Genomic DNA, 15,028 nt, shown 5'->3' with positions numbered 1-15,028 from the left:
TTCATGCAGCCGTATCAGCTGCCCGAGTTCTACCTGCCGCACCCGGCGCGGTTGAACCCGAACCTGGCGGCGGCGCGGGCGCACACCAAGGCGTGGGCGCACGGGATGGACATGCTGGACGTGCCGCAGCACGGCACGGTGATCTGGACCGAGGAGGACCTCGACTCCGATGACTACGCGCTGCTGTGCGCCTACACCCATCCCGACGCGCCGGCCCCGGTGCTCGACCTGATCACCGACTGGTACGTCTGGGTCTTCTATTTCGACGACCATTTCCTGAAGGTCTACAAGCGAACCGGTGACGTGGCCGGGGCGAAGGAGTATCTGGACCGGCTGGCCCGCTTCATGCCGGTGAAGCCGGGGCAGCCGGGGGAGCGGCCGCCCGAGCCGGGCAACCCGGTGGAACGCGGGCTGGCCGACCTGTGGGCGCGCACGGTGCCGGCCCGCTCGCTGGCGTGGCGGCACCGGTTCGCGGAGAGCACGCACAACCTGCTGGTGGAATCCCAGTGGGAGCTCGCCAACATCACCAGGGGCCGGGTGCCGAACCCGGTGGAGTACATCCAGATGCGCCGGCGGGTGGGCGGCGCCCCGTGGTCGGCGGATCTGGTCGAGGTCGCCAACGGGGCGGAGGTACCGGCCGCCGTCGCGGGCACCCGGCCGATGCGAGTACTGAAGGACACCTTCGCCGACGGGGTGCACCTGCGCAACGACATCATGTCCTACCAACGGGAAACGGAGGTGGAGGGCGAGCTCAACAACGGGGTGCTGGTGCTGGAGCGGTTCCTGGACATCGATCCGCAGCGGGCCGCGAACGTGACCAACGACCTGCTGACCTCCAGGCTGCACCAGTTCGAGAACACCGCGCTCACCGAACTGGCGCCGATGTTCGAGGAATACGGTCTCGCCCCGGAGGACCGGCTGAACGTGCTCAAGTACGTGCAGGGGCTGCAGGACTGGCAGTCCGGCGGGCACGAGTGGCATCTGCGGGCGGGCCGCTACATGAACGACGGGCAGCCCGGGACGCAGGGGCCGACCGGGCCGACGGGTCTCGGGGCCGGCGCGGCGCGGCTGCGTTCGGCCCGCAGCGCCTTGCAGCACCGGATCGTGCACAGCCGCCCGTTTCCCTTGCCCGGTAGTGATCACGACTTCCCGCGGCCGGAGTTCACCATGCCCTTCCGGGCCAGGACGAACCCGGGACTGGCGGCCGCGCGGGGCCGGGCCAAGGCATGGGCCGATGAGCTGGGCATGCTGGACACCGGGATCTGGAGCACGCCGGCGTTCGACGCGATGGACTTCGGCCGGTTCGGCGCGCTGACCCATCCCCGGGTGCCGGGTGCGGCACTGGAACTGGTCGTCGACTGGCACGTCTGGCGTTTCTTCCTGGACGACCTGTTCGCCGCCACCTTCGAACGCACCGGAGACCAGGCCGGGGCACGGGTGTTCGTGGAGCGGCTCGCGGAGTTCATGCCGGTGGAGGACACCGACGTCCCCGACGTCTCTGCCACGCCGGCGCCGGAGAACCCGGTGGAGTGGGGACTGGCGGACCTGTGGCCGCGCACGGTGGCCGGGATGCCCGAGGACCTGCGGCGGGAGTTCGCCGCCGGGCTGATGGAGTTCGCCCGCGGCATGCTGTGGGAGCTCGCCAACGTCGCGCAGAACCGCGTGCCGGACCCGGTGGATCTGCTGGAGATGCGCCGCAAAACCGCGGGCGCGCGGTTCTCCCTGCTGCTCGTCCGGCACGCACTGGGTACCGCGCTGCCGGCGGAACTGTTCGACTCGGCGCCGATGCGCACGCTGGCGGACACCTTCGCCGACACTTCGGCGCTGCGCAACGACATCATCTCCTACCCGAAGGAGGCCGGTACCGAAGGCGGCATCAACAACGGGGTCGTGGTCGTGCGGAAGTTCTTCGACCTCGATCCGGCGCGGGCTGCGCACATCCTGAACGACCTGGTCTCCTCGCGGCTGCGCCAGTTCCAAGAGGTGGCCGCGCGGGAGCTGCCCGGGCTCGGGCAGCGGTTCGGGCTGGACGAGGTCGCGAACACGCACCTCGGGGCCTACGTCCGCGGCCTGCAGGACTGGCTTGCCGGTGACCTGCTGTGGGAGTCGACGTCCGGCCGCTACCGCGAACCACGGCCGCCGGACGCGCGGCTACCCGGCCTCGTCGGCGCACCGAGCGGGCTGGGCACTGAGATCACCCGAATCGGCGCATTGCTGAACAGGAACTTCGAGAGCAGTTGGGGTGCAAGGTGACTTTGACCGATCTGGAACAGCCGGGCAGTGACGCCCCGGCGCAACCGTCCAGCCTGACCACCGCGGCCGCGCGGAACCTGGCGACCACGACCAAGACCCCGCCGATGATGCAGGGCATCACGCCGCGCTGGCTGTTGCGGGTGCTGCCCTGGGTCGAGGCGTCCTCCGGTACCTACCGGGTCAACCGGCGGCTGAGCTATGTCGTCGGCGACGGCCGGGTCAGTTTCCTGTCCGAAGGCGACCAGGTGCGGGTCGTCCCGCAGGAGCTCGCCGAACTGCCGCTGCTGCGGGGTTTCGAGGACGAGGAGGCGCTAGCCGCATTGGCCGGCCGGTTCGAGCAGCGCACCGCGGAGGCGGGCGAGGTGCTGGTCCGTGCCGGTGAACCGGCCGAGGAGCTGGTGCTCATCGCGCACGGGAAGGTGACCAAGCTGGGGGCCGGCGAGTACGGCGGCCAGAACGTGCTCGGGGTGCTCGGTGACGGCCAGTACTTCGGTGAGCAACTGCTCGCCGGCCAGGGTGGGAGCTGGGAGTTCACCATCAAGGCGAACACCCCGTGCATCCTGCTTTCTTTGCCGGGCAACGCCTTCCAGGAGATGAACGGGCAGTCGGTGCCGCTGCGCCAGCACATCCAGGCATTGGCCTCCGGGCGGAAGCCGCCGAGCAACAAGTCTGGTGAGGCCGATATCGCACTGGCCGCCGGGCACGACGGCGAGGTCGACCTGCCCGCCACCTTCGCGGACTACGAGATCAAGCCGCGCGAGTACGAGCTGAGCTTGGCGCAGACCGTGCTCCGGCTGCACACCAGGGTGGCCGACCTCTACAACCAGCCGATGAACCAACTCGACGAGCAGCTGCGGCTGACCGTGCAGGCGCTGCGGGAGCGGCAGGAGCACGAACTGGTCAACAACACGGACTTCGGTCTGCTGCACAACGCCGACCTCGCCCAGCGGCTGTACACCAGGACCGGACCGCCCACCCCGGACGATCTGGACGAGCTGCTCTGCCGCCGGCGCAAGACCCGGTGTTTCATCGCCCACCCGCGCACCATCGCGGCCTTCGGCAGGGAGTGTTCCGGGCGCGGTGTCTATCCGTCCACTGTGGAGTTCGAGGGCAGGCAGATGCAGGCTTGGCGCGGGGTTCCGATGCTGCCCTGCAACAAGATCCCGATCAGCGCCACCGGCACCAGCTCGATACTGGCGTTCCGCACCGGAGTGGAGGACCACGGAGTGGTCGGCCTGCACCAGACCGGCATGCCGGACGAGTACGAGCCAGGGCTCTCGGTGCGCTTCGGCGGCATCGACGACCGCGCGATCGTGTCCTATGTGGCCAGTGCCTTCTACTCCGCGGCGGTGCTGGTGCCGGATGCGCTCGGAGTGCTGGAGAACGTCGAAATCGGTCGTTGAGGGGAACAGGGAGATGACGGATCTGGAGGTCCGGCCGACGGGCCGGTCGGCGCGTGAGGTGCTCGCGTGGAGTCGCGGCGAGTTCGACCCGGCACTTCGGGAGGCTGTCGGGTCACTACCGGAGTCCATGCGCGTCGTCGCGGGCTACCACATCGGCTGGTGCGACGAGACCGGCCGGGAGACCGAAGGCGCGGCCGGCAAGGCGATCCGTCCCGCACTGGCGCTGCTGGCCACCGAGCTCGCCGGTGGCGCGCCGCCGGCCGCGGTACCGGCCGCGGTCGCGGTCGAGCTGGTGCACAACTTCTCCCTGCTGCACGACGACGTGATGGACGGTGACGTCACCAGGCGGCACCGGCCGGCGGCGTGGACCGTGTTCGGTACCGGCGCGGCGATCCTGGCCGGTGACGCCCTGCTGACCCTGGCGCTGGACGTGCTCGCGGCCAGCGGCCACCCCAGGGCCGCCGACGGGATGCGCCTGCTCAGCGCCGCGGTGCAGGACCTGGTGGACGGGCAGAGCGCGGACATGTCCTTCGAGCGGCGGGACGACGTGGAGCTCGCCGAATGCCTGCGGATGGCCGAGAGCAAGACCGGGGCGCTGCTCGGCTGCGCCTGCGCGATCGGCGGCCTGTTCGGCGGCGCGGATGGGGGCCAGGTGGAACGGCTGCGCGAGTTCGGCAGACGGGTCGGGGTGGCCTTCCAGCTGGTGGACGACCTGCTGGGGATCTGGGGCCAGGCCGCGGTGACCGGCAAGCCGGTGTACTCCGACCTGCAGAACAGGAAGAAGTCGCTGCCGGTGGTGGCCGCACTGGCCACCGGCACGCCGGGCGCCCGTGAGCTGGCCGCGCTCTACCGGCTCGACCGGCCGCTGTCCGGGGCGGAGCTGGTGCGCGCCGCGGAGCTGGTCGACGACGCGGGCGGCCGGAGCTGGAGCCAGACCAGGGCGGACGAGCTGCTGGCCGGTGCGCTGAGCCTGCTGGACGTCCCGCCCGCCGGCGCGGCGCCGCCGGTGCCCGCCGCCGAACTGGCGGCACTGGCCAGGTTGATCATCCGCCGCGACCGCTGAAATCCGGTCCGACCCTCCAGGGAGACGAATCGATGCCAGCCGACCCGATCGATCCGAAACACCCGGCCTGGCGGGCGGTGACCGGCCCGCGCACGGTGCTGCTGGCCGCGCCGAGATCGTTCTGCGCCGGGGTGGAACGCGCCATCGAAGTGGTGGAGAACCTGCTGGACAGCCGCGGCGGGCCGATCTACGTGCGCAAGCAGATCGTGCACAACAGCCATGTGGTGGCCGACCTCGAGTCGCGGGGCGCGGTGTTCGTGGACGACCTGGACACGGTGCCCGAAGGCGCAACCGTCGTCTTTTCCGCGCACGGGGTGGCGCCGGCCGTCCGCGCGCAGGCCGCGCGGCGCGGCCTCGACGCGGTGGACGCGACCTGCCCGCTGGTCACGAAGGTGCACAACGAGGCACTGCGGTTCGCCGGACGCGGGGACACCGTGGTGCTGATCGGGCACGCCGGGCACGAGGAGGTCGAAGGCACCCTCGGCGAGGCGCCGGAGCACACCGTGCTGGTGCAGAGCGCGGCCGAGGCGGCGGAGCTTGAGGTGCCCGACCCGGAGCGGGTCTCCTACCTGACCCAGACCACGTTGGCGGTGGACGAGACCGCGGAGGTGGTCGAGGCGCTGCGGGCCAGGTTTCCCGCCCTGCGCGGGCCGGGCTCGGACGACATCTGCTACGCGACCACCAACCGGCAGCTGTCCCTGCGGGCCATCGCGAACGAGTCGGAGCTGGTGCTGGTGGTCGGTTCGGGCAACTCGTCGAACTCGGTGCGGCTGGTGGAGCTGGCGCGGCGGCAGGGCACGCCCGCGTACCTGATCGACGACGTCGGTGACCTGCGGCCGGACTGGCTGGACGGAGTGCGGGTGCTCGGCCTGACCGCGGGTGCCTCCGCGCCGCCCCGGCTGGTCGAGGAGGTGGTCACCGCGCTGGGCGGGCTCGGGCCGGTGACGGTCGAGGAGCGGGAGACCGCCAGGGAGAGCATCCACTTCACGCTGCCCTCGGCGGTGAGGCGGGGATGACCACCCAGGCCGAGCCGTCCACCGCCATTCCGGGACCGGCCGGGCTGCGCGAGCTCTCCGCCGGTCAGCTGCTCGACCTGGCAGGGCGGATCCGCGAGTTCCTGATCGACCGGGTCTGCCGCTCAGGCGGCCACCTCGGGCCGAACTTGGGCGTGGTGGAGCTGACGCTGGCACTGCACCGGGTGTTCGACTCGCCGCGGGACGTGCTGCTCTTCGACACCGGCCACCAGTCCTACGTGCACAAGATGATCACCGGGCGGGCCGGCGAGTTCGGCTCACTGCGCCAGTCCGGTGGATTGTCCGGCTATCCGTCGCAGGCCGAGTCGGTGCACGACGTGATCGAGAACTCGCACGCCTCGACCGCGCTCAGCTACGCCGATGGGTTGGCGAAGGCGTTCGCCCATCGGGGTGAGCTGGACCGCCGGGTGGTCGCGCTGGTCGGCGACGGGGCGCTCACCGGCGGCATGTGCTGGGAGGCGCTGAACAACCTCGCCGGCGCCCCGCACCGGCCGGTGATCATCGTGCTGAACGACAACGGCCGCTCCTACGCGCCCACCGTCGGCGGGCTGTCCGGCCACCTCGCCCGGCTGCGCGGGCCGGCGCGGGCCAACCTGTTCGAGACGCTCGGGCTCCGCTACCTCGGCCCGGTCGACGGGCACGACGTGGCCGCGGTGGAGGACGCGCTGCGGTGCGCGGTCGCGCTGGACCGGCCGGTGGTGGTGCACTGCGTGACCAGCAAGGGCAAGGGCTACCCGCCCGCCGAACAGGACGAGGCGGACTGCCTGCACGCCGTCGGGGTGGTGGACCCGGTCACCGGACGGCCCGGCAAGCCATCGGCGGTGGGCTGGACCTCGGTGTTCGGCGCGCGGCTCGCCGAGATCGCCGAGGTCCGGCCGGACGTGGTGGCGGTGACCGCGGCGATGCTCGGCCCGACCGGTCTCGGCCGGTTCGCCGAGCGGTTCCCGGACCGGGTGTACGACGTGGGCATCGCCGAGCAGCACGCGATCACGTCGGCAGCCGGGCTGGCCCTCGGCGGGCTGCACCCGGTGGTGGCCATCTACTCGACCTTCCTGAACCGGGCCTTCGACCAGTTGCTGATGGATGTGGCGCTGCACCGGCTGCCGGTCACCGTGGTGGCCGACCGGGCCGGCATCACCGGCCAGGACGGGCCGAGCCACCACGGGGTCTGGGACGCGTCCGTGCTGCCGGTGGTGCCGGGGCTGCGGCTGGCCGCACCCCGCGACGGCGCCCGGCTGCGGGAGCTGCTGACCGAGGCGGTCGACGTCCGGGACGGGCCGACCGTGCTGCGCTACCCCAAGGGCGCGCTCGGGCCGGACCTGCCAGCGGTGCGCCGGATCGGCGGCTGCGACCTGCTGCGCGTGGCCGCGGATGTCCCGGCCGCCGCGGACGTGCTGCTGGTGGCGGTCGGCCCGATGGCGGAGCCCTGCCTAGCCGCGGCGGCCGAGCTGGCCGCGCTCGGGCCGAAGGTCACCGTGGTGGATCCGCGCTGGGTCGCGCCGCTCGACCCGGCGCTGCTCGAACTGGCCGGCGCGCACCGGAAGGTGCTGGTGGTGGAGGACGCCGTCGCGACCGGCTCGCTCGGCGCCAGGCTGGCGCAGGCGCTGCCGGAACGCACCGTGGCGACCCGCGCGTTGCGGCCCGGTTTTCTCCCGCACGCGGCCCGCGGCGAGCTGCTGCGGGCGCACGGCCTGGACGCGGAAGGCATTCGCAACGCGGTGCTGGACCTCATCACCGGACTGAATCCCGAGGAGTGCTGATGACCCTGGTCGAGCTTGGCATGCCGTCGGTGCAACCGGAGCTGCCGCGGCGGACGTCCCGGCAGGTGCTGGTGGGCGGGGTCGCGGTGGGCGGCGGGGCACCGGTGTCGGTGCAGTCCATGACCACCACGCTGACCGCGGATGTGGACGCGACCCTGCAGCAGATCGCCGAGCTGACCGCGGCCGGCTGCGAGATCGTGCGGGTCGCGGTGCCGTCGCAGGACGACGCGGACGCGTTGCCGATGATCGCGCGGAAGTCGAAGATCCCGGTGGTCGCGGACATCCACTTCCAGCCGAAGTACGTGTTCGCCGCGATCGACGCCGGGTGCGCGGCGGTGCGGGTGAACCCCGGCAACATCATCAAGTTCGACGACAAGGTCAAGGAGATCGCGCGGGCGGCGGACGGTGCGGGGGTGCCGATCCGGATCGGGGTCAACGCCGGGTCGCTGGACAAGCGGCTGCTGGCCAAGCACGGCCGCGCCACCCCGGAGGCGCTGGTGGAGTCCGCGCTGTGGGAGTGCTCGCTGTTCGAGGAGCACGGGTTCGGTGACCTGAAGATCTCGGTCAAGCACCACGATCCGCTGGTGATGATCGCCGCGTACCGCCGGCTCGCCGAGCGCTGCGACTATCCGCTGCACCTCGGGGTCACCGAGGCGGGGCCGCGGTTCCAGGGCACCATCAAGTCCGCGGTGGCCTTCGGGGTGCTGCTCGCGGACGGGATCGGCGACACCATCCGGGTGTCGCTGTCCGCACCGCCGGTGGAGGAGATCAAGGTGGGCGCGCAGATCCTGGAATCGCTGGGGCTGCGGCCGCGCCGGCTGGAGATCGTGTCCTGCCCGTCCTGCGGGCGAGCGCAGGTGGACGTGTACGAACTGGCCGAACAGGTGACCGCCGCCTTCGACGGCTTCCCGGCGCCGCTGCGGGTGGCCGTGATGGGCTGCGTGGTGAACGGGCCGGGCGAGGCCCGCGAAGCCGATCTCGGCGTGTCCTCCGGCAACGGCAAGGGGCAGATCTTCGTCCGCGGGGAAGTGATCAAAACCGTGCCGGAAAGCCAGATCGTGGAGACCCTCCTGGAGGAGGCCATGAACCGCGACTGGTCGGTCGGCTGAACCGGTACCGGTGCTCGTGCGGATGCATGTGTCCCGCGCGGTGACAATCTCGCACAGCTGCCGGTCAATCTGCCGGTGAATCTGCCGCTGGAGCGCAGGGCCTCAGTCGTCCGGCCGTTCCGGGATGGCGTCGCGGTTGCGGGCGTGCTGGTGCAACAGTTCGCTGGTCTCGGCGAGCAGTTCGGCGAACTCGTGCTGCCGCCGCGTGCTCAGGCTGCCGTCGAGCAGGGACAGGGCCACTTCGGGAATCTTCTGGTTGAGCGCTGCCAACGCGGCGAGTAACTCACGTGTCTGGGGTGTCACGGTAGCCACTGCGCCGTTGGGGTCATCTATAGGAGAAATCCCGGCCGAACATAGTCCGAATAGGCACTCTATGGAGCCAACCGCTCGATAACCGGGTCATCGTGTTGCTCCGTTCAGGTAGTGATGGAGCGGTACCCGGCGTTGAGGATCGCAGCCACAAACGGCGGGCATTCGTGCGGGATGCCGGCCCTTTGGCTCTGGGAAAGGGGATCTACTCAACACCGGGTACCTGTAGACAAGTTTGCGCCCCGGCGGGCGGTGATTGGAATGAACCAATGTTGCACTCGTGATGCACTTTCGCTGCACAAGCACGTGTCGACCTGTCAAGATGAAAGGGGGAAAGGAGACACGCTGTGGCCCCAGTGTGCCACTGGAGCGGTCGAGAGGCACGGTTCTTGCGCCGTGCCCTGCGGCTCAGTGTGCGTGCCTTCGCCGAGCATCTCGGCGTCGCTCCCCGTACTGTGGCGAAATGGGAGGCCGGGGGCGCGGACACCGTGCCCCGCCTGGAAACCCAGGCGATCCTGGACGCTGCGCTCAACCGGGCGGATGGCGAAGCGCGGGACCGTTTCGAGCTGCTGCTCGGCGAAACCGGGGAACACTGGATTCCGGCCCAGCGGGCGCCCCAGGCAGACCCCGGCCGGAGCCAGGTCGACTACGAGTCCTGGTCCGACGATCTCGACCGCACCCTGGTCTGCCTCGGCCGCCAGGAGTTCCGGCTGGCGCACAACCTGCTGCAGCGGTGGCTGTACGGCTACGAGCCGAACAGCAACGACACCAGGGGTCTGCAGCTCTACGGCCGTTCGCTGTGGCTGCTCGGTGAAGTGCAGCAGGACCAGGGATCCATCCAGGGGCCGCTGTCCGCGCAGCAGAGCTACCGCAAGGCGGTCCGGATCTACACCGAACTGGACATGCCGCGCCGGGTGGCCCAGCTCGAACTGCAACTCGTGGTGGTCGAAGAGATGTGCGGCAGGCTGGATGTCGCCGCACAGCGCTACGAGCTGCTCGCCACCGACCATCGGCTGAGTGAACGCGATCGCACCAGGGCCAGGCTCTGGATCGGCACCGCACTCAGCAAAAGAGGCCTGAACGAGTCCGCGACCCAGCACATCGTGCCCGCCATCCACGGTTTCGAAAACCTGGAAGAGCCGCTGGACTGGTCCATCGCGCACCAGAAACTCGCGCTCGCGCATCGCGGCGCCGGTGATCTGCGGACCGCGTCCCAGTTCATCGATATCGCGCTGTCCAACCGCGCCGGTGACACCCCGATGCAACGCGTACGCCTCGACACCGCGTACGCCCACATTCTGCTGTCCGACAAGGCGACTTCGTCCAGCGGACTGGAGATCCTGGATCAGGCCGGCCGGCTTTCGGCCCAGTACGGCCTGCTCCACCAGCTGCAGAGCATCGAGAACATTCGCCGCACGTTCGAGGGGCAGTCGGCGTAGCGGCCCGGGAGCGACCGTGAGTAGGAGTAGTGGTGTCGTGGATGTACGGCAGCAGGTGACGGATCAGCAGTGGGCGGACGCGGAACTGGTTTGGGAATACCACCGATTGCACCACGAACTGAGGCCGTGCTCGGCCGCCATCGCGCTCGGCTGCAACGACATCGGGGTGGCCGCCTACACCGCGGAACTGTTCCACCGTGGCCTGTTTCCGGTGGTGGTGTTCAGCGGTGCCAACAGCCCGGACACGTGGAGTCCCTTTCCACGGGGCGAGGCGGTGCACTACCGCGAGCACGCGCTGCGGCTCGGGGTGCCGGACCGGGCGATACTGGTCGAACCCGACGCGATGAACACCGGCGACAACGTGGCGCTGTCCAGGGAGGTGCTCCGGGACCACGAGGTGGACGTCAACTCGCTGATGCTGGTCTCCATGCCCTATATGGAGCGCCGCGCGTACGCCACCGTGCGCAAGCAATGGCGTGAGGTGGAGCCGGTGTGCGCGTCCGAACCACTGACGCTGGCCGAGTACATTCAGGAGCTCGGCGGTGATCTCGAGGTGATCGACATGATGGTCGGCGACCTCCAACGGGTGATCGAATATCCGAAGCGTGGTTTCGCCATTGATCAAGAGGTGCCCGCTGCGGTGCTCGGTGCCTTCCAACGTTTGGTTGAATCGGGGTTCGACAGCCGTCTGCTGCGTTAGACTCGCGCCTCTCTATGGGAAATCATCTTGTCTGTGCCATCCATCAGCCCAACCTCTTTCCTCGACTGTCGACGCTGGGCAAGCTGTCGCAGGCGGACGTGTGGGTCGTACTCGACGATGTCCAGTTCAACGCGCGCGACTACCAGCACCGCACCCGGCTGGCCGGCTTGGACGATCCGGCGCACCAGCAGTGGCTGACCGTGCCGGTGCACCGGCCGCACGGCAGGGACAGCCGGATCAACGAGCTGGTGCTGGCCGAACCGGAGAAGAGCAGGCGGCGGATCGACCAACTGGTGCGGCAGTACTACGGTCGCGCGCGGCACTGGGCGGACGTGGCCGCGGTGGTGGACGAGGTCTCCACCGCGCTGTTGTTCAGCGCGCGGATCGCGGACGTGGCCGAGGTCTCCGCTCGTGCCCTGCTCTCCGCGCTCGGCTGGCGCGGCCGGGTGGTGCGCAGCAGTGAGCTGCCGGCCCGTGCCGGGCGGTCGATCCGGCTGGCGGACCTGACCGCTGCGGTCGGCGCCACCGAGTACCTGTGCGGCCGCGGCGGCGCCAAGTACCTGGACGAGCGGCCGTTCGCGGAACTCGATCTCGACGTCCGGTATGTGGCCCCGGTGGACCGGGACATGCTGCCGGCACTGCGCCGGGTGGGGCCGTTGTGGGAGCTGGCGGCGCAGGGCATCGTGGCCATGCGCGCCGAGCTGGCCGCGCGGTACTCGAGGGTCAACCTCTGACCGGCGGACCCGCCTTGGCAGACTCGGGGCCGTGAAGGGCACGGTTCTGGTACTCGGCGGCCGCAGCGAGATCGGTCTGGCGGTGGCGCGGCGGCTGGTCGCGCAGGGCACCCGCACGGTGGTGCTGGCCGCCCGGCGCAGCGCGGAGCTGGACGCCGAGGAGGAATCCCTCCGGCAGGCCGGTGCGGGCGAGGTGGCGCGGGTCGAGTTCGACGCCGACGACGTGACGCGGCACGAGGAGCTGCTGTCGGCCGTGGTGCGGGAGCACGGCCCGCTCGAGGTGGTGGTCACCGCGTTCGGGGTGCTGGGGGAGCAGCAGCGCGCCGAACGGGACGCCGCGCACGCGCTGGAGGTGCTGCACACCGACTTCACCGCGCACGCGAGCGTGCTGACGCATCTGGCGAACCTGCTGCGAGCCCAGGGCCACGGCCGGCTCGTGGTGTTCTCCTCGGTGGCTGGCGTGCGGGTGCGGCGGGCGAACTACGTGTACGGCTCGGCGAAGGCCGGCCTCGACGGGTTCGCCTCCGGTCTCGCCGACGCGCTGCACGGCAGCGGGGTGCACCTGCTGCTGGTCCGGCCCGGTTTCGTGATCGGCAGGATGACCGAGGGCATGGCACCGGCCCCGTTCTCCAGCACCCCGGACCAGGTCGCGGACGCCACCGTCGCCGCGCTGCGCCGGGGCCGCGGTGAGGTCTGGGTACCGGGCCTGCTGCGGCCGGTGTTCGCGATCATGCGCCTGCTGCCGAGGCCGCTCTGGCGCCGCCTGCCCCGCTAGCTACTCCCAGGTCCTGGACTGCGGATAGTCGTCCTGCCGATCCTGTCCTCCCTTCTTTTCGTCGACTTCACCCACGTTCGGCTCGTCTTCGAGATGCCCCGGCCCTGGGCGGTCGCCCGGAGCCGAGACATCGTCGAAGTTCCTGGCACCCTCCTTGGCCTTCTCAAGATCATTCAGAAGTTCTTCAAGTTTGGCATCGAACTGTTTCTCCGTAATGCCGTCGGGGTACTCCTTGTAAAGCTCTATTCCGAAACGCATGACAGCCATGTCTCCGGCGTCTTCTTGGCCGCCTCCTTTTCCCTCGAGGATATTGTTGGCGCTTGGCCCGTATAGAAGCTCAAGATAATTGAACCCAGCTTTCTTGCCGATGTATCCGTAATGTATATTAGCCCAGATATCGTAGTACACTCGCGTGTCGCGACCGGGCACCTTGGTATACAAGGAGTCCTCGTCTTTGCCGAGTATCTCACTCAGTGGTCCCTTGAAGTCCCACCTCTTACCCTCGGCGACGAGGTCTTTCCACATGTCATATTGTTTCTTTCTTTTGAAGAAAGGGTCCATGAATATATCGCCAGTCTCAGATTTGCTCCATTGGTTCCGTATTTCCTCGATTTCTTTCGCGCTCAGATTCTTGTTCATCTGGGCGAGGATGAACTTCTTCATGGTGATGAAGTCTTGTTCGCTGGCCTTCGTCGTGGCTTCCAGGTTCTCGAACTCAGGCGCCCGGAAGTCCTTTCCCTTGCTGACATTGCCCCGCAGCGCGGTGGCCGCGCGCCCGTCGACCGAGGTGGCGTTCTCGAGCACCTTCGTCATGTCGCCGGCTACTTGACCGATGCTGCGGCCGGCGGGGTTGAGAGGTACGAGCGCATTGACCGGCTCCGGGTATCCAGCATTCATCTTGTAGCCGACCTGGGCGGCTTCCTGCTTCAGTACCTTCAGCTCTTTCTGGAGTGCTTCGAGCTTCTTCTGGGCCGGAGTGGCGATCGGTCCTACGGCACCGGCCAAGGCGGTCGCGTCGTCGAACTCCTGCGCGAGTTCGTTGATCACGCCGAAGATCAGGTCCGCGTCATCGCCCCGGAACTTGTCCTTGAAATCCCGCTGAACGTTGTTCCGGAAATCTTCGGCGATCAGGGTAAGACTGCTCTTGAACTTGTTCCAGGTCTCGACCTGGGTGGCGATCTTGGTGAGGTCCGCGTCGTGCAGTGCGTCGTAGCCGATCATCGTGTCCCCCTGGTCATTGCATGCGGTCGAGGTTGTCGTACATCTTCAGCGCCGTGGCGTAGTCGAATTCCTGTTTGGTTTCGGCGCTGCGCTGTAGTGCTCGACCTACCTGCTCGCAGGCGTCGACGAAGCGCTCCATGCGCCGGTTCCAGCCGTTCGCGAATTCCTTGAAGCCGTCGTCGAGATCGAAACCTTCGCCGACCGTGGCCGGAGGCTGCGCGCCCGCACCCTGCCCTCCCGCCCGCGACAATCCGGTCGGCCCGTACGTGGCTTCCAGTCGAAGGCGGTGCGCCACGTCCAGCGCGGCCTGTGCCGCCTGTCGTACCGCGTCCGGATCGATGAAGAACCCGCCCGCTCCGCCACCGCCCGATTCTGGCCGTGTTTCGCTCATCCCGCCGCCGCCCCTTCAGTTGTTTCAGTGCGCCTTGCTCGATGTCTTGGACGTGTTGCCGCTGGTGACCGTTCCGCTAGAGGTTGTACGTGAAGGTCTGGTCCCCGAAGTCCTCGTCGTCGTCGGTGCGCCGGGCCGGCCGCTCGGGCCGGGGTTTCGAGTCCGGCGCACCGAAGCGTTCGTCGATGGCGTCGTAGTAGCTCTGGTCGGTTTCGATGCCGGTCTCGGCTTGCAACTCCTGTTGCGCGGCAAGGTGCACCGTTCGCTGGGCACGCCGCCATGCCTGGAGGATGTCGCGTTCGAGCTGCTTGACGTCACCGGCGCGGGGATCGATGTCGATGCCGGCCAGGTCACCGTTGCGGGCGAGGTGCACGATGACCTGCCCGTTGTCGGAAGCGGCGTCCGCGCCGGGTTCGCCGAGCCCGGCGAGGATCGTCCGTGCGGCGGCTGCACGGGCCGCCGCTGTCTCGTCGAAGTCCACCTTGCCATCATGACTGTGCGCTGAGGTCTCCATTGATCATTAACTTAAGTCGGTGGCAGTGTTAGGCCGAAAGAGTTAGTGTGGTTACACGCAAATTCGGTTCTGCCGAGCATTCGGAGAAAGGCGATGACCGCGGGAGCAAGGCGATACGCGACATACTGCCGCCGGCATTTCGGTGAGCAGAGCCCAGCGGCGGACTCCAAGCCCGCGGCCGAGCACAAGACGGCCGCCGCGGCGGCCAACCCCTCGACGGACGGCAAGCAGCAGGCCGGCGGGCCGCAGGCGGCCGCGGGCGGCAGGAAACCTTGATCGACAAGCTCTCCTGATCGAACTGCTACCGTTGCCAGCCGACAAGG

General features: G+C 69.0%; 15 protein-coding genes. 11 read left to right on the top strand and 4 right to left on the bottom strand.

The features are described from left to right. The first annotated feature begins 3 nt into the window (after positions 1-3). The 6 genes from AMYNI_RS0105200 to ispG are packed head-to-tail and all read left to right on the top strand — an operon-like array spanning position 4 to position 8,622. Positions 4-2,253: a terpene synthase family protein gene (locus tag AMYNI_RS0105200; RefSeq protein WP_020666924.1), complete on the top strand. Its 2,250-nt coding sequence runs from the start codon at positions 4-6 to the stop codon at positions 2,251-2,253. After that, positions 2,250-3,656, top strand: a complete 1,407-nt coding sequence (locus AMYNI_RS0105195; protein WP_020666923.1) for a family 2B encapsulin nanocompartment shell protein — start codon at positions 2,250-2,252, stop codon at positions 3,654-3,656. Before AMYNI_RS0105200 ends, AMYNI_RS0105195 begins: the two co-directional genes overlap by 4 nt. A 13-nt stretch (positions 3,657-3,669) precedes the next feature. Then, a complete protein-coding gene (locus tag AMYNI_RS0105190) occupies positions 3,670-4,719 on the top strand; it encodes a family 2 encapsulin nanocompartment cargo protein polyprenyl transferase (RefSeq protein WP_020666922.1) in 1,050 nt (349 codons plus the stop codon). 32 nt (positions 4,720-4,751) lie between these two features. Continuing rightward, complete coding sequence (locus tag AMYNI_RS0105185) at positions 4,752-5,735, top strand: 4-hydroxy-3-methylbut-2-enyl diphosphate reductase (protein ID WP_020666921.1); 984 nt, start codon at positions 4,752-4,754, stop codon at positions 5,733-5,735. Next, a complete protein-coding gene (locus AMYNI_RS0105180; protein ID WP_020666920.1) occupies positions 5,732-7,513 on the top strand; it encodes a 1-deoxy-D-xylulose-5-phosphate synthase in 1,782 nt (593 codons plus the stop codon). The genes AMYNI_RS0105185 and AMYNI_RS0105180 overlap by 4 nt, the downstream gene beginning before the upstream one ends. Then, positions 7,513-8,622: a flavodoxin-dependent (E)-4-hydroxy-3-methylbut-2-enyl-diphosphate synthase gene (gene ispG, locus AMYNI_RS0105175; RefSeq protein WP_020666919.1), complete on the top strand. Its 1,110-nt coding sequence runs from the start codon at positions 7,513-7,515 to the stop codon at positions 8,620-8,622. Before AMYNI_RS0105180 ends, ispG begins: the two co-directional genes overlap by 1 nt. 102 nt (positions 8,623-8,724) lie before the next feature. Here the strand turns inward: ispG and AMYNI_RS48830 are convergent, their stop codons facing one another. Beyond that, positions 8,725-8,925 carry a hypothetical protein gene (locus AMYNI_RS48830; RefSeq protein WP_157357255.1) on the bottom strand — a complete coding sequence of 67 codons (201 nt, stop codon included), beginning with the start codon at positions 8,923-8,925 and terminating at the stop codon, positions 8,725-8,727. 395 nt (positions 8,926-9,320) lie between these two features. Here AMYNI_RS48830 and AMYNI_RS0105165 point away from each other — a divergent pair, with 395 nt between their 5' ends. From AMYNI_RS0105165 to dprE2, 4 genes are read left to right on the top strand one after another with little or no spacing between them, the layout of a single operon-like run. Beyond that, the gene (locus AMYNI_RS0105165; RefSeq protein ID WP_245573872.1) at positions 9,321-10,370 is read left to right on the top strand and encodes a helix-turn-helix domain-containing protein; all 1,050 of its coding nucleotides are present in this window, start codon (positions 9,321-9,323) and stop codon (positions 10,368-10,370) included. A 16-nt stretch (positions 10,371-10,386) separates the two neighbouring features. After that, complete coding sequence (locus AMYNI_RS0105160) at positions 10,387-11,070, top strand: YdcF family protein (protein ID WP_245573871.1); 684 nt, start codon at positions 10,387-10,389, stop codon at positions 11,068-11,070. Between the two features lie 14 nt (positions 11,071-11,084). Beyond that, a complete protein-coding gene (locus AMYNI_RS0105155; RefSeq protein WP_084628286.1) occupies positions 11,085-11,804 on the top strand; it encodes a WbqC family protein in 720 nt (239 codons plus the stop codon). Between the two features lie 31 nt (positions 11,805-11,835). Continuing rightward, a complete protein-coding gene (gene dprE2 / locus AMYNI_RS0105150; RefSeq protein WP_020666914.1) occupies positions 11,836-12,579 on the top strand; it encodes a decaprenylphospho-beta-D-erythro-pentofuranosid-2-ulose 2-reductase in 744 nt (247 codons plus the stop codon). Here dprE2 and AMYNI_RS0105145 read toward each other — a convergent pair whose 3' ends face one another. The 3 genes from AMYNI_RS0105145 to AMYNI_RS0105135 form a co-directional block, all read right to left on the bottom strand. Then, positions 12,580-13,800, bottom strand: a complete 1,221-nt coding sequence (locus tag AMYNI_RS0105145) for a polymorphic toxin type 44 domain-containing protein (RefSeq protein ID WP_020666913.1) — start codon at positions 13,798-13,800, stop codon at positions 12,580-12,582. Between the two features lie 13 nt (positions 13,801-13,813). After that, positions 13,814-14,191, bottom strand: coding sequence for a hypothetical protein (locus tag AMYNI_RS0105140; protein ID WP_020666912.1), 378 nt, complete (start codon positions 14,189-14,191; stop codon positions 13,814-13,816). A 76-nt stretch (positions 14,192-14,267) separates the two neighbouring features. Then, on the bottom strand, positions 14,268-14,705 hold the full coding sequence (locus tag AMYNI_RS0105135) for a YbaB/EbfC family nucleoid-associated protein (RefSeq protein ID WP_084628285.1): 438 nt from the start codon (positions 14,703-14,705) through the stop codon (positions 14,268-14,270). 93 nt (positions 14,706-14,798) lie between these two features. Between AMYNI_RS0105135 and AMYNI_RS49510 the strand changes: the two genes are divergently transcribed. After that, positions 14,799-14,981 (top strand): hypothetical protein, encoded by a 183-nt coding sequence (locus AMYNI_RS49510; protein ID WP_169515699.1) that lies wholly within the window; start codon positions 14,799-14,801, stop codon positions 14,979-14,981. Positions 14,982-15,028: the final 47 nt, after the last annotated feature.

Source organism: Amycolatopsis nigrescens CSC17Ta-90 (genome assembly GCF_000384315.1).
Lineage (GTDB): Bacteria > Actinomycetota > Actinomycetes > Mycobacteriales > Pseudonocardiaceae > Amycolatopsis > Amycolatopsis nigrescens.
Note: the sequence above shows the minus strand (reverse complement) of the source record. Positions and strands in the feature narration are given on the sequence as shown.